This is a genomic window from Bordetella genomosp. 10, from assembly GCF_002261225.1.
In the GTDB taxonomy this organism is placed as follows: Bacteria; Pseudomonadota; Gammaproteobacteria; order Burkholderiales; family Burkholderiaceae_B; genus Bordetella_C.
Genome location: NZ_NEVM01000001.1, coordinates 90,027 through 113,759 on the forward strand (window position 1 = coordinate 90,027; position 23,733 = coordinate 113,759).

Consider the following 23,733-nt stretch of genomic DNA (forward strand, 5'->3'; position numbering starts at 1 on the left):
GACGTTGCTAACGATAATGTTTATCATTACGTTTCAATCGGACCCCCTCACCCGCTTTCGCCATGGACCCGCATGCCACCGCCGGCGCGCACGCAGCGCGGCTCTTCGCCAGTCACCAGCCCTGGCTGTTGCGACGACTGCGCCGTTACCTGGGCTGTGCAGAGGACGCCCAGGACGTGGCGTCGGATACGTTCGTGCAGGTCATCCTGCATCCGGACCCGCGCGCCATCGCGCAGCCCGAGGCGTTTCTCACCACGGTCGCCAAGCGCCTGGTGGCGCGGTTGTGGCGGCGCCGCGCCATCGAGCAGGCGTATCTCGAACGCTTGCAGTGGCAATGCGAGGAAACCGCGCCTTCGACTGAACACCAGTTGATGGCGGTCCAGGCCTTGCAGGAAATCGACGCCTGGCTGAGCAAGCTGCCCATACCCGCCCGCCTGGCCTTTCTCTATCGTGTCATGGACGATATGAGCCACGAGGGCATCGCGGCCCGGCTGGGCGTCTCGGTGCGCACCGTGGGCCGCTATCTGCGCGAGGCCATGCTGGTCTGCGCCTCCATGGACGACGGCGCGGCGAGGGGCGGATCGTGAAAGGGATGACGCCGGAAATGGACCGGGCGCTGCTCGCGCGGGCCGCGGACTTCCGCGTGCTGCTGGATTCGGGACGCGCCACGGCCGCCGACCGGCAGGCCTGTGCCGCGTGGCGCATGCAGTCGGAGGCGCACGAGCAGGCATGGATGGCGCTGGAGCGCCGGCTGGCCGCCTGTACGGAAAGCCTGCGTCTGCTGGCGGGCCAGTCGCCGGGCCAGGGCAAGACCGTCAAGGACGTGCTGACGCTGCCCAATCGCTCGCGCCGCATCGCCCTGCTGGCATTGGCCGGCGCCGCCGGGACGCTGGCGGCCGGCGCCGTGGCGGATCGCTGGACGCCGCTGGCGGCCCTGGCCGCGGCCTACAGCACCGGCACCGGGGAAAGGCGCAGTTGGCGCCTGGCCGAGGGCAGCACCTTGACGCTGGACGCGCGTTCCAGCGCCGACGTCGAGCTGGAGCCCGCGCGCCGGATGCTGGTGCTGCGCGCCGGCCAGGCCATGCTGGACGCCACTGCCGGCGCGCCCTTCGTTGCCCGCTCCTCGCAATGCCGCGCCGAGCTGCCCGCGCAAACCGCGGGCGGCTTCATGATCCGCTGCGCGGACGGGCGCACGCTGCTGGTGGCGATGAAGGGCGACCTGGCCGTGCAGCCGGCCGAGGGCGAGCGCTTCGTGCTGGCGCAAGGCCGGGGCTGTTGGGTGGAAGGCGGCCGCGTCACCTTGCTCGACGCCATGCAGGCCGCGGCGGAGACGGCCTGGCGGGGCGGCCGGCTGGAGGTCCTGGACCAGCCCCTGGCCGTCGTGGTCGATGCCTTGCGCAATTATCGGCCGGGCTATATCCGCGTCAGCGACCAGGCGGCCCGCCTGCGGGTGCAGGGCGTGTTCTCCCTGGACGATCCCGAGTCCGCCCTGCACGCGCTGGCGGAGACCCTGCCGCTCCAGGTGCGGCGCTACGGCCCCTGGCTGGTCGATATCCGGCTGCGGGAAACGCCGGCCGGCCCGAAAGGTTACAAGACGTAAATTATTGTCCGGTCCGGGCGGCTCGCGGCACATGCCAGGGAAGACCAACGCGCCCTCCGAGCCCTTATGTCCATCCGCAAGTTCGCCCCCCTGCCCGTCGTCGCGATCCTCGCGACCTCGCCCTTGAGCGCCGCCTTCGCCCAGCAGGCGGCGCGCCATCACTACGATCTGCCCGCCGGCCCCCTGGGCGCGACGCTGAACGCCATCGCGGTCCAGGGCGGCCGCACCCTGACCCTGGATCCCGCCCTGGTCAGCGGCCGCAACGCGCCGGCCATCCACGGCGACTACACCGTCGAGCAGGCGCTGGACGCCGCCCTGGACGGCAGCGGCCTGCAATGGGCGATCGCCCCGCACGGCGCGCTTACCGTGCAGGCCGCGGCCGCGCGCGGGGGCGCCGCCACGCTGCCCACGGTGCGGGTGGCCGGCAACGCGCTGAACGACGGCTACCAGCCCATCCTGGCCGCTTCGCCCAAGTTCACCGCGCCCTTGCTGGATACGCCCAAGACGGTCGACGTGATCCCGCAGGCGGTGATCAAGGACACGGCTTCCTCCTCCTTGCAGGACGTCATGCGCACCATGCCCGGCATCACCTTCGCGGCCGGCGAGGGCGGCGTGCCCCTGGCGGATCGCCCGGTCATCCGCGGCTTCAATTCGACGTCCAACCTGCTGGTCGACGGCATGCGCGACATCGGCGCGCAGACGCGCGACGTGTTCGACCTGGAGCAGATCGAGGTGACCAAGGGCCCGGACTCCGTGTATTTCGGCCGCGGCGGCGGCGGGGGCAGCATCAACATGGTGACCAAGGCGCCGAAGCTGGACAATTTCGCCGAGGGCCAGTTCTCGCTGGGCACGGCGGACTACTGGCGGCTCGCGGCCGACGGCAACTGGCAGTTGTCCGACCATTCCGCGTTCCGGCTGAACGTCATGGGCAACGGGGGCCACGTGGCGGGGCGCGACAGCGCGGTGGACTTCGACAAATGGGGCGTGGCGCCGTCGCTGGCCTTCGGGCTGGGCACGCCCACCCGCGTGACGTTGAACTACTACCACTTGCAGGACAACGGCATGCCCGATTACGGCGTGCCCATCGATCCGCGCACGGGCTCGCCCTACAAGGACGTCAGCCGCCGCACCTTCTACGGCCTGAAGGACCGCGATTTCCGGCATACGCAAACGGATATCGGCACCATCGGGCTGGAGCACGACATCAACGACAGGCTCACCATCAAGAACATGACGCGGTATGGCGAGTCCACCAACAGCTATGTCGCCACCGCGCCCAACGGCGCATCGCCGGTGTATGCCGACGTCAACCTGCCCGGCACGCTCCAGGGATCGGTGTTCCGCATGGCCAAGAGCCAATGGACCCGGACCTCCACGCTGGCCAACCAGACCGATCTTTCCGGCAAGTTCGACACGGGTCCGTTCAAGCACAGCTTCGACCTGGGCATGGAGCTGAGCCACGAGAAGTGGACCGTCGACGGCTGGACGGTGACCAGCAGCAATCCGCACGCGGCGATCCAGAGCGGCAGTTCGCCGCAGTGCCAGGCCTATGCCGATCTGTGGGCGTCGTATGACTGCACGACGCTGGACGATCCCAACCCGGGCGACGCCTGGCAGGGCACGGTCAAGCGCAACCGCAACCCCACCTACTACAAGACCGATACGCGGGCCTTCTACGCCTTCGATACGATCGAGCTGACGGAGAAGTGGCTGGTCAACGCGGGCGTGCGCTGGGACCACTACGATACGCAAAGCAGCAAGAATGGCGACACGATCGCCCGGCAGAAGGACGACTTCTTCAACTACCAGTTCGGCGTGGTCTACAAGCCGGCGCCCAACGGCAGCATCTACGCCAGTATCGGCACCGCTTCCACGCCGGCGGCCCTGGGCAGCAGCGACTACGACAAGGTCAGCGCGGCCAACAGCGCGTTGAAGCCGGAGCGCAGCACCAGCGTGGAAATCGGCACCAAGTGGAACCTGTTCGACGAGAAGCTGGCGCTGACCTCGGCGCTGTTCAACATCGACCGCAAGAACGCCAACATCCAGGTCGACACCGGCGTCTACGAGCAGGCCGGCAAGAGCCGCGTGCGCGGTTTCGAGCTGGGCCTGGCGGGCGACGTGACGCCGAAATGGAAGGTCTACGGCGGCTATACCTACATGGACAGCGAGATCAAGCGCGGCGCCTACAACGACGCCACGGTCGGCCAGCCCCTGCCCGACACGCCGCGCAACAGCTTCAGCCTGTGGTCGACGTATCGCGTCCTGCCGCAATGGACCGTGGGCGGCGGCGCTTACTACGTCGGCAAGCGCTTCGGCACGGCGTGCGACCGCGACTGCTGGGCGCCTTCGTATTGGCGCTTCGATGCCCTGGTGGGCTACCAGGTGAACAGCCATCTGGACCTGAAGCTGAACGTGCAGAACGTCTTCGACAAGGTCTACTACACCAAGGTGCATTACTTCATGGGCGACCTGGGCCCCGGCCGCTCCGCCATCCTGACCGCGACGGTGCGTTATTGAGCGAGGGGAAGGGCACACCCATGAGCGCGCCGGGCCGCCCCAAGCGCGAATCCTCCCTTGGGGAGGAGGCGCGTAGCGCCAGGAGGGCACACCCATGACCGGTACGCCTCGCCTGCGCGGCTGGGCCTTCGTGCATCGCTGGTCCAGCCTGGTATGCACGCTGTTCCTGCTGATGCTGTGCCTGACCGGCCTGCCGCTGATCTTTCACGACGAGATCGACGACATGGCGGGCGATTCGCCCTTTGCCGCGGAGGGGCCGGCGCAGACGGCCTCGATGGACGAGCTGGCCGCCATGGTGCGGCAGGCCTATCCGGGGCGGCGCATCCAGTTCGTCGCGTGGCTGGAGCAGGAAGGCACGTATCGCTTCGGCCTGACCCGTCCGCGGGACGGCGGCGCGCAGGTGCAGCCCTTCGCGCTGGTCGACGGCCGGCATGCCCGCATCGTGGGCGGCGCCTGGAGCGAGAAGGACTGGCGCCACGGCGGGGTCATGTCCTTCCTGCTGCGCCTGCATACGGACATGCTGGCCGGCACCGCCGGCAGCCTGGCGCTGGCCGCGATGGGACTGCTGTTCCTCGTTGCGCTGGTGTCGGGCGTGGTGCTGTACGCGCCGTTCATGCGCAAGCTGCCTTTCGGCACCGTGCGCTACGGGCGCTCGCGCGCCTTGCGCTGGCTGGACCTGCACAACCTGCTGGGCATCGCGACCCTGGCCTGGGCGGCCGTCGTGGGGATCACCGGCATCGTCAACACGCTGGACACCTTCGTCTTCCAGGCCTTCCAGGCGCGCATCGACGAGCGCTCGCGCGCCAGGCCCGCTCCATCGGAAGGCGCCGCCGCGGCCGGCGGAATCGGCTTGCAGCAGGCCGTCGACGCGGCCCTGCGCGCCTTGCCCGACGGCAAGGTGGACATGGTGGCCTTCCCGGGATCGATGTTCGCCGGCGCGCGGCATTTCGTCGTCTACCTGACGGGCAGCACGCCCTTGACGTCGCGGCTGCTCCAGCCCGTCGTGGTGGACGCGGCCAGCGGCGAGGTCGACGAGGTCGAGGCGCCGCCCTGGTACCTGTGGGCGCTCGAAGGCGCCCGGCCCTTGCACTTCGGCGACTACGGCGGCCTGCCCTTGAAGGTCATCTGGGCCCTGCTGGACGTGATTTCCATCGTCGTCCTGGGCAGCGGCGTCTATCTATGGCTGCGGCGCGTGCGAGGCCGGCGGGGCCGCGCGCCCGCGCATGGCGGGTGAACACGGGTACGAGGGAGACCCGAGGGGCCGCCTTCCCGGCTGTTGTTATCTGGCTGCATCGGACCGGGCTGTTACACCCGGCCCCCGCCGCGATCGCCGGACAGGCGGCAAGCGCGCCTGAAAGACAGGGTATGCTTGCGCCTCGCTATCGATAACCCCGTAAAATGCGCCCGCCGCCGCGATGTATCGGCGCAACGCTTTTACGCCTGCGATGTACGTCGACCTTCTCACCCTCTATTTCCTGGCCATCGGAACGCTACTGGCAAGTGCCGGATTGACGGTCTGGGAGAGCAAGACCAATCCGCCGCGCCGCAAGGAACTACGAATCCTGGCGGTGGGATACGCTACGCTCGCGCTCGGCTGCGTGGGGGTCATCCTGCGCAGCCACCTGCCGGGCATCAGCGGCGGCGCGATCTGCAATCTGGTGTTCCTCAGCGGCTACCTGCTCATCCTCGACGGGGTGGCCATGCTGGGCGGCAGGCAGTACCGCGCCTTTTCGGTGGGACTGGTGGTGGCGATGGCGCTGATCTGGGTGGGCGGCGGCCCGCGCTGGCAGGACGTCGTCTGGAACTATGTCAGCGCCTTTCCCATCGCTATCGCCAGCGGGCTGACGGCGCGCGAGATGCTTCGCTGCGAAGGGATGGAGACCCTGCATTCCCGCCACATCGTCGTGGCGGCGACCGCGATCCATGCCGGGCTGTATCTCTTCAGGGCGATCATCCTGCCCTGGCTGGTCCTGGCCTACGGGCCGCAGATGCAGGCGCTGGCCAGCAAGGCCACGCTTTACGAGGGCGTCCTGTATTCGGTGATCCTGCCGATGACCCTGCTGAAGCTGATCCGCGAGGAAAGCCATGGCCACCTGTTGCGGGAATCGCGCACGGACTACCTGACGCGGCTCGGCAACCGCCGCTGGTTTTTCGAAGAAGGCGCGCGCGTCATCGCCCGCCGCGGCGGCCAGGGGCCCATCGCCGTGCTCGCCTTCGACCTGGACCAGTTCAAGGGCATCAACGACCTGTACGGCCACAAGACGGGCGACCACGTGCTGAGGGCGTTCGCCGAAATCGCCCAGAGCGTGCTGGGCCACAAGATCGTGCTGGCGCGCATCGGCGGCGAGGAGTTCGCCGCCTTGCTGGTGGGCCACGACGCGCTGCGCGCCGAGTCATTGGGCGACACGGTCGGCAAGTATTTCTCCGAGATCATCGCCACCGGCACCGCCGGCATCGCGCTGCGCGCCACGGTCAGCGTCGGCCTGGCGCGATACGAAAAGAAGGTGCCCGACCTGATGGACATCCTGTCCGCCGCCGACCAGGCGCTGTACAGCGCGAAGTCGATGGGGGGGAATCGTCTTGAGGTGGCCCCTCCCGGCCTGGCGCTCAAGAGCGCCTAGACGGGCGCCTGTCCGCCGCCGCGCCGGCAGGCGCCTTGCCGGAAGAACGGGCATGGCCCGCCCCCGCGATGATCGGGGCCAGCCGCGCGACGGCTTGCGCCAGGTCCGCCGCCGCGAAACCGCCGAAGCCCAGGATCAGGCCCTGCCGCACGGGCGCGGCGTCGCCGGCGTAGGTCGGCGAAAGCGCCCGCACGGCGATGCCTTGCGCCGCGGCCAGGCGCGCGACGTCGACGTCGCGCAGGCTGTCGTCCAGCCATACCACCAGGTGCATGCCCTGGTCGCCCGGCTGCAGCGTGGCCAGCCCCGGCGGCAGGTGCTTTTCCAGCAGTCCTATCAATAGCGCGCGGTTCTCGGCGTAGGCGCCGCGCACGCGCCGGATGTGCCGGTCCAGGTGTCCTTCGGCGATGAAGGCGGCGAGCACATGCTGCTCGGCGGTGGGCGAGAAGCGGTCCATGAGTGTCCGCGCGCCGCAGAACGCCGGCACCAGGTCGTGCGGCGCGATGAGATAGCCCAGCCGCAGGGACGGGAAAAGGATCTTGCTGAACGTGCCGAGATAGACGACGCGCTCGCAATCCAGCCCCTGGAGCGCGGGGAAGGGATGCCCCGCATAGCGCATCTCGCTGTCGTAGTCGTCTTCCACGATCCAGGCGTTGCGCGCCCGCGCCCATTGCAGCAGCGCCTCGCGCCGCGGCATGCTCATGGGCATGCCCAGCGGATACTGGTGCGACGGCGTGACGAAGGCCACGCGCGCCCTGGGCGCCTTGCGCAGGCCTTCCTCGACCATCAGGCCCTCGTCGTCCACGGGAACGCGCACCATGCGTTCGGGCGGACCGTTGGCCGCCAGCGTCGACGTGATTCCCAGGTAGGCCGGATCTTCCACCCAGGCCTGGTCGTGCGCGTCCAGCAGCACCTGGCAGGCGAGGTGCAGGCCCTGCTGCGTGCCGGCCGTGACGATGACCTGGCCGGCGTCGCAGCGCACCGAGCGCGAGCGGCGCACGTAGTCGGCGATGGCCAGGCGCAGCGGCCGCAGTCCCTGGGGATCCGAGTAGCCCGACGGGGCGCCGATGCGCGAGGCGCGCACGCGGTTGCCTATCTTGCGCCAGGTGTCGTCCGGGGCGATGGCGCCGAGCGGGACCGAGACCGAGAACGGCACGTTGGGCACCGGCTGCATGGTGCTCGCGATGGCGGCATAGCGGTGCGCCGGCGCGGGCAGCGGACGCAGCGGCGCCGATGCGGGCACGGGCGGCCCGCCGGCCTTCGCGGCCGGTCCGCCTGCTCCGGCCATTCCCGCCGACCGTCCGGCTCGCCTTGCCGTTTCCGCCAGCGCGCCGGAGACCACCGTGCCCGCGCCGCCGCGGGCATCCAGGAAGCCTTCGGCGACGAGCTGTTCGAAGGCCTCGACCACCGTGCCCCGGGCCACGCCCAGCGCGGCGGCCAGCACGCGGGTGGAGGGCAGCGGCTCGCCCGGACGCAGCGCGCCCTTGCCGATGGCGTCGCGCAGTTGCCGGGCCAGTTGGCGGCCCAGTTGGCCGGCCGCCCGGTCCAGCGGGGCCAACACCGGCAACTCCACCGTCCTGGCCGTTCTTCCCATGCCGCTTCCCGCTTCCGCTTCTATCCGGCGGCCGTGGGCGCGGAGCGCGCCAGGCCGTCGTGGGCGTCGAGCAGACGCTCGCGCCACGCATGGATGGGATCCTCCGGTTCGAGCAGCGGAGTGGCGCTGACGCATCTTGCCCACATGAACATGCCGAAGACGCAATAGTCGGCGTACGCCGGCGCGTCGCCGTCGACGAACGCCCGCGCCTGGAGGATCTGGCGCAGCGGCGCCAGCGCCTGTTTCAGCGCGCGCAGGTGCGCCGCCTGGTCCGCGACGACCGCTTCGAGCGGCTTGCCGAAGGCCTGCTCGCGGGAAGTACGGAAATACGCCTGGTCGACGGGGTCCAGGCAGGCGTGGATGTCGAGCAGGATGATGCGGGCGATGGCGGGCAGCAGCGCGCGGTCGGCCCACGCGTTGACGAAATTCGCCAGCGGCATCGGCGCTTTTTCCAGGAACAGGGGCGGACGGTCCGGATAGCGCGCTTCCAGGTGTTGCGCGATGCGCCATGAGTCGTGCACGGCCTGGCCGTCGTCGACGAGCACCGGCACCTTGCCCTGGCCGGAAAAGGCGATCGCTTCCCGATCGGTGAAACGCCATGGGCGGCACTCGGCGCGCAACTGTTTATGGGCCAGCGCCATGCGGGTCTTCCAGCAGTGGGGACTGAAACGCACGGCGGGATCGGCCGCCGCCAGTTCGTACAGGATCAATGCCATGTTCCGCGCTCCGTATGGGGTCGGCGCGCGTCCATCCCGGCGCCGCCGCTGCAAGGTTAGCACCGCCCGCCGCCTGCGGCGACCCGATTCTGGTCCAGAAAAACAGGCCCATAACGGACCTGTGTGCTGGTCCGCTATGGTGGCATGATGGCGCCTGGATCTGGAGCCCCGCATGTACATACCCGAACATTTTTCCGTCGAGGACCCCGCTGCCCTGCATGCGCTGGTCCGCGCCCATCCCCTCGGCGCGCTGGTGACCCACGGCGCGGGCGGGCTGGACGCCAACCACATTCCCTTCGAACTGGAGGTCGCCGCCGACGGGCAGGCCACCCTGCTGGCCCACGTGGCGCGCAAGAATCCCGTGTGGCGGGACGCGCGGGACGGTGACGAGGTCCTGGTCGTATTCCGCGCCGATGACGCCTACATCTCTCCCAACTGGTACCCCAGCAAGCACGAGTTCCACCGGCAGGTGCCGACCTGGAACTACCTGGTGGTCCACGCGCATGGCCGCATACGCATCCGCGATGACGAGAAATTCGTGCGGGGCGTGGTGGCGCGCCTCACGCGCGCCCACGAGAAGTCGCAGCCCAAGCCGTGGAAGATGACCGACAGCGCGCCCGAATACATCGATGCCATGCTGCGCGAAATCGTCGGCGTGCAGGTCGACGTGACGCGCCTGGTCGGCAAGGCCAAGCTCAGCCAGAACAAGGACAGGCGCGACCTCGAATCCGCCGCCCGAGGCGTGCTGGCCGCCGGCGCCGTCGAACTGGGCGAACGCATGATGGCCTGTGCCCGCGACGGCGAGCCCGGCTTAGGCCGCCGCGGCCTGGACATCAAATTTTCTTAACTCATTCCTCAAAAAGAGTGGCTGTCGCCACGGGAGCGATGTACTTAGACTCGCTGCACCCTTGCCGTCATCGCCGGGGGCGTCGGCGGGTAGCCTGAGTGTTGTCGGTATGGAGCCCGGCCCGGCGCGGACCGGATCGGACAGGGCCCTGCACATACCTATAAATCCAATGGAGACAACATGAAGCTGTTGACTCGTTTCCTCGCCGTCCTGGCGTGTTGCGCCTGTACGGCCGCCCATGCCCAATATCCGGAAAAGCCGCTGCGCCTGATCGTTCCTTTCCCGCCGGGCGGCAATATCGATGCGACGGCGCGCATCATTTCCGCCGGTCTTGGCGCGCGGCTGGGCGGCACGGTCATCGTCGAGAACCGTGCCGGCGCCGCCGGTCTCACGGGCTCGGAATTCGTCGCCCGGTCGGATGCGGACGGCTATACCGCCCTGCTGGGCTCCACCGGCGCGCTGGCGCCGGCGCGCGCCCTGCATCCCGGCACGCCGCTGCACCCCACCAAGGACTTCGTGGCCGCCGGTCCCCTGGCGCGCGCGCCGCTGGTGCTCGCGGTGCGGCCCGACCTGCCGGCCGGGGACCTCAAGTCGTTCATCGCGTATGCCAAGGCGCATCCCGGCAAGCTGACGATGGCCTCGGCGGGCGTCGGCACCGCCGCTCACCTGACGGGCGAGCTGTTCCAGAAACTCAGCGGCACCCGGTTCCTGCACGTGCCCTACAAAGGCAGCAGCCTGGCCGTGGCGGACCTGCTGGGCGGGCACGTGGACCTGACGTTCGACCAGTTGGCGTCGACGCTGGCGCAGATCAAGGCGGGCAAGCTGCGCGCGCTCGGCGTCACGACGGCGCAGCGCACGAGCATCATGCCGGAACTGCCCACGCTGGCCGAGTCCGGCCTGCCGGGCTTCGAGGCCAGCACGACCACGGGCTTGCTGTTCCCGGCCGGGACGCCCGCCGCGGTCATCGCCAAGGTCAACGCCGCCTTGCAGGAAGTGCTCAAGCAGCCGGACGTGCAGCGCCAGTTCCGCGACCTGGGCTCGGACGTCCTGCCCGGATCCGGCGCGGACTTCGACCGCATCCTGCGCGACGAGACGGCCAAGTGGGACGGCGTGATCAAGGATGCCGGCATTGCCCCGATGGAATAGCGCACGGAAGCACAGCCGGAAACACAGCGAGAGGAAAGAAGATATGCAGCATACCGATGATTCCGCGGCCCCCGTCTGCCTGCCCCCGCTGGCTCGCGCATCGCGGCCGCGCCAGCCGTTGCCGGCCAACGCGACCGACTGCCACTGCCACGTCTACCAGGACTTCGACCGTTATCCGCTGAACGCGCAACGCTCCTATACGCCCGCGCCGGCGACGCTGGAGCAATATGCCGCCATGTGCGAGCAGGTCGGCATACAGCGGACCGTCCAGGTCAGCGCGAGCGTCTATGGCACGGACAACTCGCTGACGCTGGCGGTGATCGCGGCGCTGGGGCAGCAGCGCGCCCGCGGCGTGGCCGGGCTGGCCGCCGACGTGACGGCGGCGGATCTCGACCGGCTGCACGCCGGCGGCATGCGCGGCGTGCGCCTTTCCACGCACGTGAAGGGCTATGGCGGCACGGCGGGCCTGGCGGCCATGGCCGAGCGTATCCGGCCCTACGGTTGGCACGTGCAGGTGCACGTGGCGGACATCGCGGAACTGGTCCCGCTCCAGGACACGCTGCTGCGCGCGGCCGCGCCGCTGGTGTTCGATCACCTGGGCGCGGTGCGCGGCGGCCAGGGGGTGGACCATCCAGGATTCCAGGCGCTGCTGCGCATCCTGCGCGAGCGCGACGATTGCTGGGTCAAGATATCCAGTTGGTACCGGCGCTCGGATAGCGGCGCGCCCGGCTATGCCGATATGGCGCCCATCGTGGCCGCGCTGGTCGAGACGCGGCCCGATCGCCTGGTCTTCGGCACCAACTGGCCCCATCCCGCGTTGTTCGCGCCGTCCGCGGTGCCGGACGACGGCCATCTGATCGACCGCTTCTGCGACTGGGTGCCCGACGCGGAGGCGCGGGAACGCATCCTGGTCCGCAACCCGGCCAGGCTCTACGGCTTCGAGGAGTGAATCCCCGGCCCCGCGTCCGCCCGCGCCTGGTGCAGCATGTGCAGCGTGATCTTCCGCACCTCGGCCTTGCTCGCCTCGATGTGCGCTTTCAATAGCGCGCGGGCGCCGGCCGTGTCGCGGGCGAAGATGGCCCGCAGCAGGGCCGCGTGCTCGTCGTAGGTGGCGTCCACGCGAAAGTCCCGGGTGAAATCCAGGCGCCGCACGAGGCGGATCTTTTCCGTCACGTCGTGGTGGATCTGCGTCATTTCCTCGTTGCCCGCCGCGGCGACCAGCGCCTCATGGAAGGCTTCGTCCAGCAGGCCCACCAGGCGCCAGTCGCGGATGCGCTGTTCCGGCGCGACCAGCCAGGCCTCGTGCAACGCGCCGAGGATGCCCGAAGGGTCGATGGACTCGCGCTGGCATAGCGCCTCCACCGCGGCCAGTTCGAGCACGACGCGCACGTCGTAAAGATCCTCGAAGCGTTCGAACTCGAACGGGCGCACCTGCCAACCCGCCCGCTGGCGCGGGATCAGGAAGCCTTCGCGCTGCAGCCGCACCAGGCCCAGCCTGACCGGCGTGCGGCTGACGCCGAGCCGCGCGCTGATGTCCGCCTCGGAAAACAGGTCGCCCGGCAGCAGGCGGAATTCGAAAAGATCGCTCTTGATCCGTTCATACACGGCCTCCGCCAGGGAGTTCGACGCCGGCGCCGCGCGCCGTGGAGAGGGGCCAATTTGGACGGAAGCACGCATGCGCAAACCTCGATGTAGATCGTTATGCCTCCCGGGGGTCCTGCCCGTGGATTCCCATGTCGCGATGCTGCTTGCGGCGCGCCTCGATGGTGCGCTCGGCATCGGCATTCTTCGTGGGATTCCACCTCCCATACGGATGCGGATTCCTCAAGCAATACGTATGCCATGACGGGCGCCGGCGGCCGCCGGCCCTTGAATTCGCTGAATTTTCGCTGTACGCGACGGTCCGGCGCCGGCGCGATGCCGGTCTCCGAGCCAGCCTGCGGACTGGTATCCGGGCGCGCGCCCAGGCACCAATAGGGTGCGCGCGGTTCATAACGGCGCACGCGCATGGGCCGTTTCGGTGCGCGGGCCGCGCGCGGCGCCGTTGCCGCCGTCCCGCCCGCGCGCTCGGCCGCAGAAAATCGCCCGAGGAAAAATTGGCATGCCTATTGCTTTGTCCCTGTAGCCGACCCAAGCGCGCGCATCACGGAGACAGCGTCGTGCGCCGCGCGCGGCATCGGATAACACCGGTTCTTCCATCGCTGCAAGGGGAGATGAAGCGCCGGCCCGACACGACCGGCCCGTGGGGCCCAACGAAGACCATCCATCCAGGAGCTGTTCATGCAACGCAGACTCGTACTCAAACAATTGTCCGCCGCCACGATGCTGGCCGCCATGGGTTGGGTTCCCCAGGCCTTCGCCGCGGGCGACACGATCAAGGTGGGGATACTGCATTCCCTGTCCGGCACGATGGCGATCTCGGAAACGGCGCTCAAGAACGTGGCGCTGATGACGATAGACGAGATCAACAAGCAAGGCGGCGTGATGGGCAAGAAGCTGGAGCCCGTCATCGTCGATCCGGCCTCCGACTGGCCCACCTACGCCACCAAGGCGCGCCAGCTCCTGAGCCAGGACAAGGTCGCCGTGGTGTTCGGCTGCTGGACCTCGGTGTCGCGCAAGTCCGTCCTGCCGGTGTTCAAGGAACTGAACGGCCTGTTGTTCTATCCCGTCCAGTACGAGGGCGAAGAGCTGGAGCACAACGTCTTCTACACGGGCGCCGCGCCCAACCAGCAGGCGATTCCCGCCGTCGAATACCTCATGAGCAAGGACGGCGGCGGCGCCAAGCGCTGGGTGCTGCTGGGCACGGACTACGTGTACCCGCGCACCACCAACAAGATCCTGCGCGCCTTCCTGCATTCCAAGGGCGTGAAGGATGCGGACATCTATGAGGAATACACGCCTTTCGGCCATTCCGACTACCAGACCATCGTCGCCAAGATCAAGGAATTCTCCGCGGGCGGCAAGACCGCCGTGGTGTCGACCATCAACGGCGATTCCAACGTGCCGTTCTACAAGGAACTGGGCAACTCCGGCATCAAGGCGACCGACATTCCGGTGGTGGCGTTCTCGGTGGGCGAAGAGGAACTGCGCGGCGTCGACACCAAGCCGCTGGTGGGCCAACTGGCGGCATGGAACTACTTCCAGTCCATCAAGAACCCGGTCAACGCCGAGTTCGTGAAGAAGTGGAAGGAATACGCCAAGGCGCAGAACCTGCCCAACTGGCAGACCGCGGTGACCAACGACCCGATGGAAGCCACGTATATCGGCATCCATATGTGGAAGCAGGCCGTCGAACAGGCCAAGACCACCGACGTCGAGAAGGTGATCGCCGCCGTGGGCGGGCAGACCTTCAAGGCGCCGGACGGCTTCACCATCGAAATGGACAAGACCAATCACCACCTGCACAAGCCCGTCTATATCGGCGAAGTGCAGGCCGACGGCCAGTTCAGGGTTGTGTGGAAGTCCAAGGGCCCGATTCGCGCGCAACCGTGGAGCCCCTACATCCCGGGCAACGAAAGCAAGCAGAACATGTAAGGGAACCAGGGCGACCATGCTAAAGATGCTGTATTTCGAACGGCTGCGCCGGTGCTTGTCCGGCTTGACGCTGGGCGTGGCCGCCCTGGCCGTCTGCGCGCATGCGCAGACGCCTTCCGCCTCCACGGCGGCGCCGCAAGGCGCCGCCGCGGCGGGGCAGAACGCCGCGCCCGCGGCCATGCCGCAAGGCGCCGTCGCGCAGGCGCCTTCGCCTACGCAGGCAGCGGCGCCCGCCGGCCTGGACGAGGCCTTGCTGGCCCTGCTGGCCAGCGACGACAACGATGAAAAGATCGAGGCGATCGGCAAGCTGGCGCGCTCGACCGATCCCAAGGCCGCCGCGCTGTTGCTGGCGCTGGGCCAGGACCACGTCTATCTTTCCCCGGAAGGCAAGCTGCTGATCAGCGACGACGACGGCGCCACCGGACGCGATCCCTTGAGCGGCGCCGCGGCGCCGATGCCCGAAGGCTCGGACACCCTGACCATCAACAACCGCGTTCGCGGCGCCATCGACGACGCCCGCGCCATCGCGCAACTGCACGCGCCGGATCCGGCCGCGCGCCTGGCCGCGGCGCAGCAACTGCAGCAGGCCGGCGACGAGACCCTGCTGCCCGTGCTCGACGACGCGATCGGCAAGGAAACCGACGCCCAGGTGCGGTCCGCGCTGCAGACCGTGCGGGCGCGCCTGCAATTGAGCGCCAGCGACCCCGCCGCGCGGGCCGCCGCGGCCCGCACGCTGGGCGAGACCGGCAATCCCGCCTTCCGCGCGATGCTGGCGGCGGTGGCGCAGCCCAGGCCCGACGGCAGCTACGCGGAGCCGGACGCTTCCGTGCGCGCCGCCGCCACGCAGGCGCTGCGCGGCATCGACCGCCACATGACGACGGTGGAATGGGCCGGCAACGTGTTCTATGGCCTGAGCCTGGGCAGCGTGCTGCTGCTGGCCGCGCTGGGGCTGGCCATCACCTTCGGCCTGATGGGCGTCATCAACATGGCCCACGGCGAACTCATCATGATCGGCGCCTACGCCACCTATACGGTGCAACTGGTGTTCCGCCAGTACCTGCCCGGCTGGATCGACTGGTACGTGCTGGCGGCGCTGCCGGTGGCCTTCATCGCCACGGGACTGGTGGGCATGGCGCTGGAGCGCACGGTCATCCGCTGGCTCTACGGCCGTCCGCTGGAAACGCTGCTGGCGACCTGGGGCATCAGCCTCATCCTCATGCAGGCGGTGCGTTCGCTGTTCGGCGCGCAGAACGTCGAGGTGGCCAATCCCGGCTGGATGTCCGGCGGCATCACCGTGATGGACGGCCTGGTGCTGACCTACAACCGCATCGTCATCGTGCTGTTCGCCTTCCTGGTCGTGTTCTTCGTCTGGCTGCTGCTCAACCATACCCGCCTGGGCCTGTTCGTGCGCTCCATCACCCAGAACCGCGCCATGGCCGATTGCCTGGGCGTGCCCACCGGACGCATCGACATGCTGGCCTTCGGCCTGGGGTCGGGCATCGCCGGCCTGGCGGGCGTCGCGCTGTCGCAACTCGGCAACGTGGGGCCGGCGCTGGGCCAGGGCTACATCGTCGATTCCTTCATGGTGGTGGTGCTGGGCGGCGTCGGCCAGTTGGCGGGCACCGTCATCGCCGGGCTGGGCCTGGGCTGGGTCAACAAATTCCTCGAACCCTATGCCGGCGCCGTGCTGGCCAAGATCACCATCCTCGCCCTCATCGTGCTGTTCGTCCAAAAACGCCCGCAGGGCCTGTTCGCCCCCAAAGGCCGGAGCGCCGAATGAATCCTGCCACCGACCTTCTGGCGCTGACCCGGCGCCCCTTGTTCCCGCCCAAGGTCTGGGCGCTGCTGATCGCGGCCTGCGTGGCGATGGCCGCCATGCCCGCGCTCAACCTGGCGTTCCCGGCGGGCCATCCCCTGCACGTGTCTTCCTACATGGTCGCGCTGGGCGGACGCTTCATGTGCTACGCCCTGGCCGCCCTGGCGCTGGATCTCGTGTGGGGCTACGCCGGCATCCTCTCGCTGGGGCATGGGCTGTTCTTCGCGCTGGGCGGCTATGCGCACGGCATGTACCTGATGCGGGCCATCGGGCATGACGGCGTGTACCAGAGCGACCTGCCCGACTTCATGGTGTTCCTGAACTGGAAGCAGTATCCCTGGTACTGGGCCTTCACCGATCATTTCGCCTACGCGATGCTGCTGGTGGTCCTGGTGCCGGGCGTGCTGGCCTTCGTGTTCGGCTACTTCGCGTTCCGCTCGCGCATCAAGGGCGTGTATTTCTCCATCATCACGCAGGCGCTCACCTATGCCGCCATGCTGCTGTTCTTCCGCAACGATACGGGTTTCGGCGGCAACAACGGCTTCACCGACTTCAAGCGCATCCTGGGCTTTCCCATCACGGCGCCCGGCACGCGCGCCGCGCTGTTCTGGATCACGCTGGCCGTGCTGTTCGGCTCGCTGATCGTCGCCCGGCTCATCACCCGCTCCAAGCTGGGCCGCGTGCTGACCGCCGTGCGCGACACGGAAAGCCGCGTGCGCTTCCTGGGATACGAGCCCCTGGGCTTCAAGCTTTTCGTCTGGACCCTGTCGGCCGTGCTGTGCGGCATCGCCGGCGCGCTCTACGTGCCGCAGATCGGCATCATCAATCCCGGCGAAATGTCCACGGCCAACTCCATCGAAATGGTGATCTGGGTCGCCATCGGCGGGCGCGGCACCCTCATCGGCCCCATCGTCGGCGCGGGCGTGGTCAACAGCCTGAAGATCTGGTTCACCAGCGTATTTCCCGAGTTCTGGCTGTACGCCCTGGGCCTGGTGTTCGTCCTGGTGACGCTGTTCCTGCCGCAGGGCATCGTGGGCCTGGTGCGCGCCTGCGCGCAGCGGCTGGCGCAAGGCAAGTCCGGCAAGACCGGCATGGGCGGCGCCGGCATGGCGCAGGAGGAGGGCACGCCATGAATACGCCCAATCGCGTGAATCCGGGCGGCCTGGACACCACCCACGGCGCCATCCTGTACCTGGAGGACATCACCGTCAGCTTCGACGGCTTCAAGGCGCTGAACAACCTGACGCTGGATATCGGCGTGGGCGAGCTGCGCTGCATCATCGGGCCCAACGGCGCGGGCAAGACGACCATGATGGACGTGATCACGGGCAAGACCCGGCCGACGTCGGGCACCGTGTTCTTCGGCCAGACCATGGACCTGACCGCCATGACGGAGGCGCAGATCGCCCATGAGGGGATAGGCCGCAAGTTCCAGCGCCCGACCGTCTTCGAACACCACACCGTGTTCGAGAACCTGGAGCTGGCGATGAAGACGGACAAGCGCGTGCGCCCCACCCTGTTTTCGCGCCTGTCCTCCGAGCAGGTCGACCGCATCGCGCAGACGCTGGACCTGATCCGCCTGCGCCCGCTGGCGGGACGCGGCGCCGGGCTGCTGTCGCACGGCCAGAAGCAGTGGCTGGAGATCGGCATGCTGCTGATGCAGGAACCCAGGCTGTTGCTGCTGGACGAGCCGGTGGCGGGCATGACCGACGCCGAGACCGAACGCACCGGCGAACTCCTGAACGAATTGCGCGGCAAGCATTCGCTGATGGTGGTCGAACACGATATGGATTTCGTCACGCAGATCGCCGGGCAGGGCAAGGTGACGGTATTGCACGAGGGCTCGGTCCTGGCGGAAGGCACGATGGCCGCCGTGCAGGCCGACCCTCGCGTGATCGAGGTCTACCTTGGACGTTGAACGGGGTCCCCATGCTTGAAGTCAAAACGATCAACCAGTACTACGGCGGCAGCCACACCTTGCGCGGCGTATCGCTGTCGCTGAAGCGGGGCGAATGCCTGACGCTGCTGGGCCGCAACGGCGTGGGCAAGACCACGCTGCTCAAGTGCCTGATGGGCGTGCTGCCGGTGGCCAGCGGCGGCATCGCGCTGGACGGCGAGGACATCACGCGCCTGGCGCCGCACCAGCGCGCCGCGCGCGGCATGGCCTACGTGCCGCAGGGCCGCGACATCTTCGCGCGGCTGACGGTGGAGGAGAACATCCTCATGGGCATGGCGACCAAGCCGGCCGCCCGCGCCCGCCGCATCAAGGAGGAAGTGTTCGAACTGTTCCCCGTGCTCAAGGCCATGCTGGGCCGGCGCGGCGGCGACCTGTCCGGCGGCCAGCAGCAGCAACTGGCCATCGCGCGGGCGCTGGTGGCCGAACCGAAGCTGATCATCCTGGACGAGCCCACCGAAGGCATCCAGCCTTCGATCATCAAGGACATCGGCCGGGTCATCCACATGCTGCGCCAGCGCGGCGATATCGCCATCCTGCTGTGCGAGCAGTATTTCGATTTCGCCAGGGAGCTGGCCGACCATTTCGTGGTGCTGTCGCGCGGCGAGGTGGTCGCGCGCGGCGACAGGACCTTGATCGACGGCGACGACGTGCGCCGCCATCTGTCGGTCTGATTATCGGCCTGATGGCTGGTCCGATCGCCGGTCCGATGCCGCCTATTTCGCCTCGGCCTCGGCGCGCGCGATGGAGCCGACCATGTCGTACTCCTTGCCCACCCATTTGCGGCCCAGCGCCTCGATGGTGCCGTCCGCCTTCATGCCGGCGATGGCCTTGTCCACCGCCTCGCGCAGCTCGGGTTCGCCCTTGCGCAGGGCGGCGGCCGACAACTGGTAGGTGAGCGGATCGCCCACTTCCTTGATGGGCAGCTTGCGTTCCGTGGCGTAGCGCAGGCCGCCGAAGTGCGAAATGATGACGGCGTCGATGCGGCCGATGCCGAGGTCGGCGAAGATCAGGCTGCCGTTTTCATACGTCTGTATCGTGGCCTGGGGCAGGTGCGCGCGCGACCACGATTCGTTGGACGAGCCCGTGGTGACGCCCACCCGCTTGCCGGTCAGGTCCTTGTCGCCGTGGATGTCCTTGTTGTCCTGGCGCACGAAGATGCGGAAGTCCTCGACGCCGTAGGGCGCGGAGAAGTCCACTTGCAGCATGCGTTCCGGGGTGGGCGTCAGGTCGTTCATCACCAGGTCGTATTTGTCGGTCTTCAGGCCGGCGACGAAGTTCTTGAAGGAGTCGGCCACGAACTCGACCTTGGGGATGCCCATGCGGCGCGCGACTTCCCGCGCCATGTCGACGTCGTAGCCGGCGGGCTGGTTCTGTTCGTTGAGGAAGGACCACGGCGGCGAACTCTGGGTGTTGGCGATGCGGATGACGCCGTTGGCGCGGATGCGCTCCAGCGCGCCGCCGGCCTGCGCCGCCAGGGGCGCGGCCAGGGTGGCAAGGGCGACCAGGGCGGCGGCCGGGAGCAGCGGCAGGCGGATCTTCGACAAGTAGCGCTTCAACGGATGGATCTTCGGCAGCATGATGGATTTCCCTTGAGGATGTCCCGCCGCTTGCCGCGCTTGTGCGGCCGGGGCGGTCGTGGTTGGATTGGACGGCTGGGTCAATCGCCGAGGCGACCGAGGAACTGGCGGCAGCGTTCGCTGGCCTGGTCGCCGAAGAATTCGGCGGGCGGACAGTTGGCGAGGATATGGCCTCCTTCCATGAAAACGACGCGGTCCGCGGCGTCGCGCGCGAAGCGGGTCTCGTGCGTCACGACCAGCATGGTCATGCCTTCGGCGGCCAGCTCGCGCATGACGTGCAGGACGTCGTCGCGCAGCTCCGGGTCCAGCGCCGAGGTCGGCTCGTCGAAGAAGATGACTTCCGGCGCCATCGCCAGCGCGCGGGCGATGGCCACGCGCTGCTTCTGTCCGCCGGACAGCTTGCCGGGATACTGCGCGGCTTTTTCGCTCAGGCCCACGCGGTCGAGCAGCCGCATGCCGGCCTGGATGGCGGCGTCGCGCGCCACGCCCTTGGCCAGCAGGCCCTCGATGACGTTCTGCAACGCCGTCATGTGCGGGAAAAGGTTGAACGACTGGAACACCATGGCGGTGCGGCGGCGGATGTCCTGCACCGCGCGGCGGCGGTCGCGATCGCCGGTCCCGCCGTCGCAGGCCACGCCTATCCCGCAGATCTCGACGTGGCCGTCGTCGGGCGTTTCCAGGAAATTGAGCGAGCGGATCAGCGTCGTCTTGCCGGAGCCCGAGGGCCCCATGATGACGACGACCTCGCCCGTCCGCACCTCCAGGTCCACGCCGCGCAATACCTGGTTGGCGCCGAAGGCTTTTTTCAGTCCGCGCACGCGCACGGTGTGGGAGAGATCGCCGTTCATTGGTAGCGCCTCGACAGGTGGGTCTCGAGCACGGTCTGGAGGATGGTGAGGATCTGGTTGATCAGCCAGTAGATGGCGCCGACCATGACGAACATCTCCATGTAGCGGAAGGTCGTGGCGCCGATCTGGTCGGCCACGCGCGTCAGCTCGACGACGGTGATGGTGGAAGCCAGCGAGGTGTCCTTCATCAAGGCGATCAGGCGGCTGCCCAGCGGCGGGATGGCGATGCGCAGCGCCTGGGGCAGGATGACGCGCCGCAGGGTGCGCGCGTAGCCCATGCCCATGGACCAGGCTGCTTCCCACTGGCCCCGGTCCACGCCGGAAATCCCCGAGCGGAAGTTCTCGCTCAGGTAGGCCGCCGAGAACAGCGTCAGCGCCACCAGGGCGGCGGCCACGGGGCCCACGACGATGCCGTAGGCGGGCAGGCCGAAGTACACCAGCAGGATCTGGATCAGCAGGGGCGTGCCGCGGAAGACGGACACGTAGGCGAAGGCGAACCAGCGCAGCACCCTGATGCCGGAGATGCGCGCCAGGGCGATCGCCATGCCCAGCACGCAGCCGCCGATGAACGACGTCGCCCCCAGGAACAGGGTCATGAGCAGCGCCGGTCCCAGCAGGGGCGCGGCGCGTTGGAAGAGTTCCCACATGGATTTTTTCCCCTTGTCTTGTGGGTTTGGGTGGGTCGGACGGGCGCCGGTCCCGCGCGGGCGGCGCCCTTTCCGTCATGGCCTCATGCCGTCATGCCTCACGCCGTCATCGCGTCATGCATGCTGGCCGTAGGCTTCCAGGGCGCGTTGCAAGTCCTCGCGCAGCAGCTCGCGCGACTCCAGCCCGATGGAGAGCCGGATCACCGCCTGGTCGGTCCGCGCGTACACGCGGTCGGCTTGCAGCGGCGCGGGATAGTAGGCCGCCAGGCTGTGCGTGCCGCCCCAGCTCGCGCCGATGGAGAAATGCGTCAGCGCGTCGAAGAAAGCGTGGTGGGCGCGCTCGCCGGCGGGTTGCAGGACCATGGAGAACAGGCAGCCGTTGGTGCGCATGTCGCGCTTCCACAGCGCGTGTCCCGGATCGGATTCCAGCGGCGGATAAAGCAGCTCGCGCACCTGCGGCTGCCCGTCCAGCCAGCGGGCGATGTCTAGCGTGGCGTCGCTTTGCGCGGCCAGGCGCACTTCCAGGGTCTCCATGCCGCGCATCACCAGGAATGCGTCGTCGGGGCTGACCTGCAGGCCCATGATGCTCTGGGTCTCGCGCAGCACTTCGTAGTGGCCGCGGTCGTTCATGCTGATCGCCCCGACCAGCAGGTCGGAATGGCCGCCGAGGAACTTCGTGGCCGCTTCCACGCAGAAGTCCACGCCGTGCTCCAGCGGGCGGAAGCCCAGCGGGCTGGCCCAGGTGTTGTCCACCATGGTCAGCACGCCGCGCCGGCGGGCGACGGCGGCGATGGCCGGCACGTCCAGCATTTCCATCGTCACCGTGCCCGGCGATTCCATGCAGATCATGCGGGTGTTGGGCTTGATCAGGGACTCGATGTCCGCGCCGATGTCGGGCTTGTAGAACTCGACCTCCACGCCCATGCGCGCCAGGTAGTTCTGCGCATAGGTCTTCAGGGCACCGTAGCACGCCGCCGAAATCAGCAGATGGTCGCCGCCGCGCACGAAGCCCATCACGCAGCCCATCAGCGCCGCCTGGCCGCTGGGCGTCACCACGCAGTGCTTGCCGTGCTCCAGCGCGGCGATGCGGCGTTCCAGTTCGCGCGCGGTGGGCGTGCCGGTGATGCCGTAGCTGAAGCCGTCCGGCTGGCGGGCCTTGCGGTTGGCGAAGTCCTGGAAGTTGTCGAACACCACCGTGGAGCCGCGCATGACGGGAGGCGACAGGCTACGATAGGGCTCATTGGCTGTAGTTATGGATTTCATGGTTTCTATTGGCGAAGGCTGCGGTTGACGCGACCGGACAAGTTTCAGTCATTTCTCCCTATTCGCTCAATATGGCGGTTCGTTTAGGTCAATAAGCGGGGCTTATAGATTGGATATGCGCGAAATCCAGGTGTTCCGGGCGGTCATGCGCGCCGGCACGACCAGCAAGGCCGCCCACCTGCTGGGCATCTCGCAGCCCGCCGTTAGCCAGGCCATTCGCCGGCTGGAGACGGCCGCCGAGCTGCGCCTGTTCGAACGGGTGCGGGGCCGGCTGGTGCCCACGCAGGAGGCCAGCGCGCTGATCGAGGAGGTGGACCGCTGCTTCTCCGGCTTCGAGATGATCGAACACCGCATCCGCAGCCTGAAGTCGTTCGGCCTGGGCCGGCTGGCCGTGGGCGCGCTCCCGGCGCTGGGCACCGGCTTCATGCCGCGCGCCATCGCGCACTTCGAGCTGGCGACCCGGCGGGTCCAGTTGTCGTTCCAGATCCTAAGTTCGCGCGAGGTCTACCAGCGCGTGCTGGCGGGACAACTGGACTTCGGCTTGATGGCCGACGAACTGGACGTCTCGGGGCTGGAGCACTCGGAATTCCTGCGCGTGCCCGGCGTCGTGGCGATGGCGGCCTCGCATCCGCTGGCGCGCAAGCCCGTGATCGAACCGGCCGATCTCGGCGCCCATCCCTTCATCGCCCTCAATCCGGAGGACGCCAGCCGCCGCCGCCTGGAGGCGATGCTGCACGAGCGGGGGCACGAGATCAATCCCATCCTGGAGACCCCCTATTCCAACACCATCTGCGAGCTGGCGATGCGCGGCCTCGGCGTGGGTCTGGTGCATCCCGTGATGGCATTGGACTACCTGCAACGGGGCGTGGCGCTGCGGCCCTTCGCGCTGGAGGTTTCCTTCTGCACCCTGCTGGTCTTCCGCCCCGGCAATCCGCTGTCGGAAAACGCCAAGGCCTTCCTGCGCAGCATGCGCATCCAGTTGAACGCCGACCTGGCGCAACTGGCGCCCGTGCTGGGGAATGCGCCTTGCTGAAGGGGGGGAGTAGTCGCCCC

The 23,733-nt window shown here is 68.4% G+C and carries 21 protein-coding genes; 14 read left to right on the forward strand and 7 right to left on the reverse strand.

The window, feature by feature from the left end:
• Window positions 1-62: 62 nt before the first annotated feature.
• The 5 genes from CAL29_RS00430 (at window position 63) to CAL29_RS00450 (ending at window position 6,738) form a co-directional block, all read left to right on the forward strand.
• Entirely contained in the window at window positions 63-587 is a 525-nt protein-coding gene (locus CAL29_RS00430) for a sigma-70 family RNA polymerase sigma factor (RefSeq protein ID WP_094851052.1), read from the forward strand.
• Window positions 588-592: 5 nt separating this feature from the next.
• A complete protein-coding gene (locus tag CAL29_RS00435) occupies window positions 593-1,600 on the forward strand; it encodes a FecR family protein (protein WP_094851053.1) in 1,008 nt (335 codons plus the stop codon).
• Window positions 1,601-1,666: 66 nt separating this feature from the next.
• Window positions 1,667-4,117 carry a TonB-dependent siderophore receptor gene (locus tag CAL29_RS00440; RefSeq protein WP_094851054.1) on the forward strand — a complete coding sequence of 817 codons (2,451 nt, stop codon included), beginning with the start codon at window positions 1,667-1,669 and terminating at the stop codon, window positions 4,115-4,117.
• A 94-nt stretch (window positions 4,118-4,211) separates the two neighbouring features.
• Window positions 4,212-5,351 carry a PepSY-associated TM helix domain-containing protein gene (locus CAL29_RS00445; protein ID WP_094851055.1) on the forward strand — a complete coding sequence of 380 codons (1,140 nt, stop codon included), beginning with the start codon at window positions 4,212-4,214 and terminating at the stop codon, window positions 5,349-5,351.
• Window positions 5,352-5,562: 211 nt separating this feature from the next.
• Window positions 5,563-6,738 carry a GGDEF domain-containing protein gene (locus CAL29_RS00450; RefSeq protein WP_094852619.1) on the forward strand — a complete coding sequence of 392 codons (1,176 nt, stop codon included), beginning with the start codon at window positions 5,563-5,565 and terminating at the stop codon, window positions 6,736-6,738.
• Here CAL29_RS00450 and pdxR read toward each other — a convergent pair.
• Both pdxR and CAL29_RS00460 read right to left on the reverse strand, forming a co-directional pair.
• Window positions 6,725-8,329, reverse strand: coding sequence for a MocR-like pyridoxine biosynthesis transcription factor PdxR (gene pdxR, locus CAL29_RS00455; protein WP_094851056.1), 1,605 nt, complete (start codon window positions 8,327-8,329; stop codon window positions 6,725-6,727). The two genes, CAL29_RS00450 and pdxR, sit on opposite strands and share 14 nt — an antisense overlap.
• A gap of 20 nt (window positions 8,330-8,349) precedes the next feature.
• Window positions 8,350-9,045 (reverse strand): glutathione S-transferase family protein, encoded by a 696-nt coding sequence (locus CAL29_RS00460; RefSeq protein WP_094851057.1) that lies wholly within the window; start codon window positions 9,043-9,045, stop codon window positions 8,350-8,352.
• Between the two features lie 172 nt (window positions 9,046-9,217).
• Here CAL29_RS00460 and CAL29_RS00465 point away from each other — a divergent pair, with 172 nt between their 5' ends.
• The 3 genes from CAL29_RS00465 to CAL29_RS00475 all read left to right on the forward strand — a co-directional run bounded on the left by CAL29_RS00465 (window position 9,218) and on the right by CAL29_RS00475 (window position 11,987).
• Complete coding sequence (locus tag CAL29_RS00465) at window positions 9,218-9,892, forward strand: FMN-binding negative transcriptional regulator (protein ID WP_094851058.1); 675 nt, start codon at window positions 9,218-9,220, stop codon at window positions 9,890-9,892.
• 180 nt (window positions 9,893-10,072) lie between these two features.
• Window positions 10,073-11,038 carry a Bug family tripartite tricarboxylate transporter substrate binding protein gene (locus CAL29_RS00470; RefSeq protein WP_094851059.1) on the forward strand — a complete coding sequence of 322 codons (966 nt, stop codon included), beginning with the start codon at window positions 10,073-10,075 and terminating at the stop codon, window positions 11,036-11,038.
• A gap of 43 nt (window positions 11,039-11,081) precedes the next feature.
• Window positions 11,082-11,987 (forward strand): amidohydrolase family protein, encoded by a 906-nt coding sequence (locus tag CAL29_RS00475; RefSeq protein WP_179283856.1) that lies wholly within the window; start codon window positions 11,082-11,084, stop codon window positions 11,985-11,987.
• Here the strand turns inward: CAL29_RS00475 and CAL29_RS00480 are convergent.
• Window positions 11,969-12,715, reverse strand: coding sequence for a GntR family transcriptional regulator (locus tag CAL29_RS00480; RefSeq protein WP_094851061.1), 747 nt, complete (start codon window positions 12,713-12,715; stop codon window positions 11,969-11,971). The two genes, CAL29_RS00475 and CAL29_RS00480, sit on opposite strands and share 19 nt — an antisense overlap.
• Window positions 12,716-13,318: 603 nt before the next feature.
• Here CAL29_RS00480 and urtA point away from each other — a divergent pair.
• The 5 genes from urtA (at window position 13,319) to urtE (ending at window position 19,016) form a co-directional block, all read left to right on the forward strand.
• Complete coding sequence (urtA, locus tag CAL29_RS00485) at window positions 13,319-14,572, forward strand: urea ABC transporter substrate-binding protein (RefSeq protein ID WP_094851062.1); 1,254 nt, start codon at window positions 13,319-13,321, stop codon at window positions 14,570-14,572.
• A 178-nt stretch (window positions 14,573-14,750) separates the two neighbouring features.
• Complete coding sequence (gene urtB / locus CAL29_RS00490) at window positions 14,751-16,352, forward strand: urea ABC transporter permease subunit UrtB (RefSeq protein ID WP_256977279.1); 1,602 nt, start codon at window positions 14,751-14,753, stop codon at window positions 16,350-16,352.
• Window positions 16,349-17,521, forward strand: coding sequence for an urea ABC transporter permease subunit UrtC (gene urtC / locus CAL29_RS00495; RefSeq protein ID WP_094851064.1), 1,173 nt, complete (start codon window positions 16,349-16,351; stop codon window positions 17,519-17,521). The genes urtB and urtC overlap by 4 nt, the downstream gene beginning before the upstream one ends.
• Window positions 17,518-18,306, forward strand: a complete 789-nt coding sequence (gene urtD, locus CAL29_RS00500) for an urea ABC transporter ATP-binding protein UrtD (protein WP_094851065.1) — start codon at window positions 17,518-17,520, stop codon at window positions 18,304-18,306. The genes urtC and urtD overlap by 4 nt, the downstream gene beginning before the upstream one ends.
• 11 nt (window positions 18,307-18,317) lie before the next feature.
• Window positions 18,318-19,016 carry an urea ABC transporter ATP-binding subunit UrtE gene (gene urtE, locus CAL29_RS00505; RefSeq protein WP_094851066.1) on the forward strand — a complete coding sequence of 233 codons (699 nt, stop codon included), beginning with the start codon at window positions 18,318-18,320 and terminating at the stop codon, window positions 19,014-19,016.
• 42 nt (window positions 19,017-19,058) lie between these two features.
• On the opposite strand, the gene CAL29_RS00510 is transcribed toward urtE, so the two are convergent.
• The 4 genes from CAL29_RS00510 to metC all read right to left on the reverse strand — a co-directional run bounded on the left by CAL29_RS00510 (window position 19,059) and on the right by metC (window position 22,680).
• Window positions 19,059-19,922: an ABC transporter substrate-binding protein gene (locus CAL29_RS00510; RefSeq protein WP_094851067.1), complete on the reverse strand. Its 864-nt coding sequence runs from the start codon at window positions 19,920-19,922 to the stop codon at window positions 19,059-19,061.
• A gap of 80 nt (window positions 19,923-20,002) precedes the next feature.
• Complete coding sequence (locus tag CAL29_RS00515; RefSeq protein WP_094851068.1) at window positions 20,003-20,770, reverse strand: amino acid ABC transporter ATP-binding protein; 768 nt, start codon at window positions 20,768-20,770, stop codon at window positions 20,003-20,005.
• The gene (locus CAL29_RS00520) at window positions 20,767-21,417 is read right to left on the reverse strand and encodes an amino acid ABC transporter permease (protein ID WP_094851069.1); all 651 of its coding nucleotides are present in this window, start codon (window positions 21,415-21,417) and stop codon (window positions 20,767-20,769) included. Before CAL29_RS00520 ends, CAL29_RS00515 begins: the two co-directional genes overlap by 4 nt.
• A gap of 114 nt (window positions 21,418-21,531) precedes the next feature.
• On the reverse strand, window positions 21,532-22,680 hold the full coding sequence (gene metC, locus CAL29_RS00525; RefSeq protein WP_094851070.1) for a cystathionine beta-lyase: 1,149 nt from the start codon (window positions 22,678-22,680) through the stop codon (window positions 21,532-21,534).
• Window positions 22,681-22,789: 109 nt separating this feature from the next.
• On the opposite strand from metC, the gene CAL29_RS00530 reads away from it, so the two are divergent.
• The gene (locus CAL29_RS00530) at window positions 22,790-23,713 is read left to right on the forward strand and encodes a LysR substrate-binding domain-containing protein (RefSeq protein WP_094851071.1); all 924 of its coding nucleotides are present in this window, start codon (window positions 22,790-22,792) and stop codon (window positions 23,711-23,713) included.
• Window positions 23,714-23,733 lie beyond the last annotated feature (20 nt).

Coding starts and splice junctions, on each gene's coding strand:
- CAL29_RS00430 (WP_094851052.1), top strand. CDS start 63: ATGGACCCGCATGCCACCGCCGGCGCGCACGCAGCGCGGCTCTTCGCC.
- CAL29_RS00435 (WP_094851053.1), top strand. CDS start 593: ATGACGCCGGAAATGGACCGGGCGCTGCTCGCGCGGGCCGCGGACTTC.
- CAL29_RS00440 (WP_094851054.1), top strand. CDS start 1,667: ATGTCCATCCGCAAGTTCGCCCCCCTGCCCGTCGTCGCGATCCTCGCG.
- CAL29_RS00445 (WP_094851055.1), top strand. CDS start 4,212: ATGACCGGTACGCCTCGCCTGCGCGGCTGGGCCTTCGTGCATCGCTGG.
- CAL29_RS00450 (WP_094852619.1), top strand. CDS start 5,563: ATGTACGTCGACCTTCTCACCCTCTATTTCCTGGCCATCGGAACGCTA.
- pdxR (WP_094851056.1), bottom strand. CDS start 8,329: ATGGGAAGAACGGCCAGGACGGTGGAGTTGCCGGTGTTGGCCCCGCTG.
- CAL29_RS00460 (WP_094851057.1), bottom strand. CDS start 9,045: ATGGCATTGATCCTGTACGAACTGGCGGCGGCCGATCCCGCCGTGCGT.
- CAL29_RS00465 (WP_094851058.1), top strand. CDS start 9,218: ATGTACATACCCGAACATTTTTCCGTCGAGGACCCCGCTGCCCTGCAT.
- CAL29_RS00470 (WP_094851059.1), top strand. CDS start 10,073: ATGAAGCTGTTGACTCGTTTCCTCGCCGTCCTGGCGTGTTGCGCCTGT.
- CAL29_RS00475 (WP_179283856.1), top strand. CDS start 11,082: ATGCAGCATACCGATGATTCCGCGGCCCCCGTCTGCCTGCCCCCGCTG.
- CAL29_RS00480 (WP_094851061.1), bottom strand. CDS start 12,715: ATGCGTGCTTCCGTCCAAATTGGCCCCTCTCCACGGCGCGCGGCGCCG.
- urtA (WP_094851062.1), top strand. CDS start 13,319: ATGCAACGCAGACTCGTACTCAAACAATTGTCCGCCGCCACGATGCTG.
- urtB (WP_256977279.1), top strand. CDS start 14,751: ATGCCGCAAGGCGCCGTCGCGCAGGCGCCTTCGCCTACGCAGGCAGCG.
- urtC (WP_094851064.1), top strand. CDS start 16,349: ATGAATCCTGCCACCGACCTTCTGGCGCTGACCCGGCGCCCCTTGTTC.
- urtD (WP_094851065.1), top strand. CDS start 17,518: ATGAATACGCCCAATCGCGTGAATCCGGGCGGCCTGGACACCACCCAC.
- urtE (WP_094851066.1), top strand. CDS start 18,318: ATGCTTGAAGTCAAAACGATCAACCAGTACTACGGCGGCAGCCACACC.
- CAL29_RS00510 (WP_094851067.1), bottom strand. CDS start 19,922: ATGCTGCCGAAGATCCATCCGTTGAAGCGCTACTTGTCGAAGATCCGC.
- CAL29_RS00515 (WP_094851068.1), bottom strand. CDS start 20,770: ATGAACGGCGATCTCTCCCACACCGTGCGCGTGCGCGGACTGAAAAAA.
- CAL29_RS00520 (WP_094851069.1), bottom strand. CDS start 21,417: ATGTGGGAACTCTTCCAACGCGCCGCGCCCCTGCTGGGACCGGCGCTG.
- metC (WP_094851070.1), bottom strand. CDS start 22,680: ATGAAATCCATAACTACAGCCAATGAGCCCTATCGTAGCCTGTCGCCT.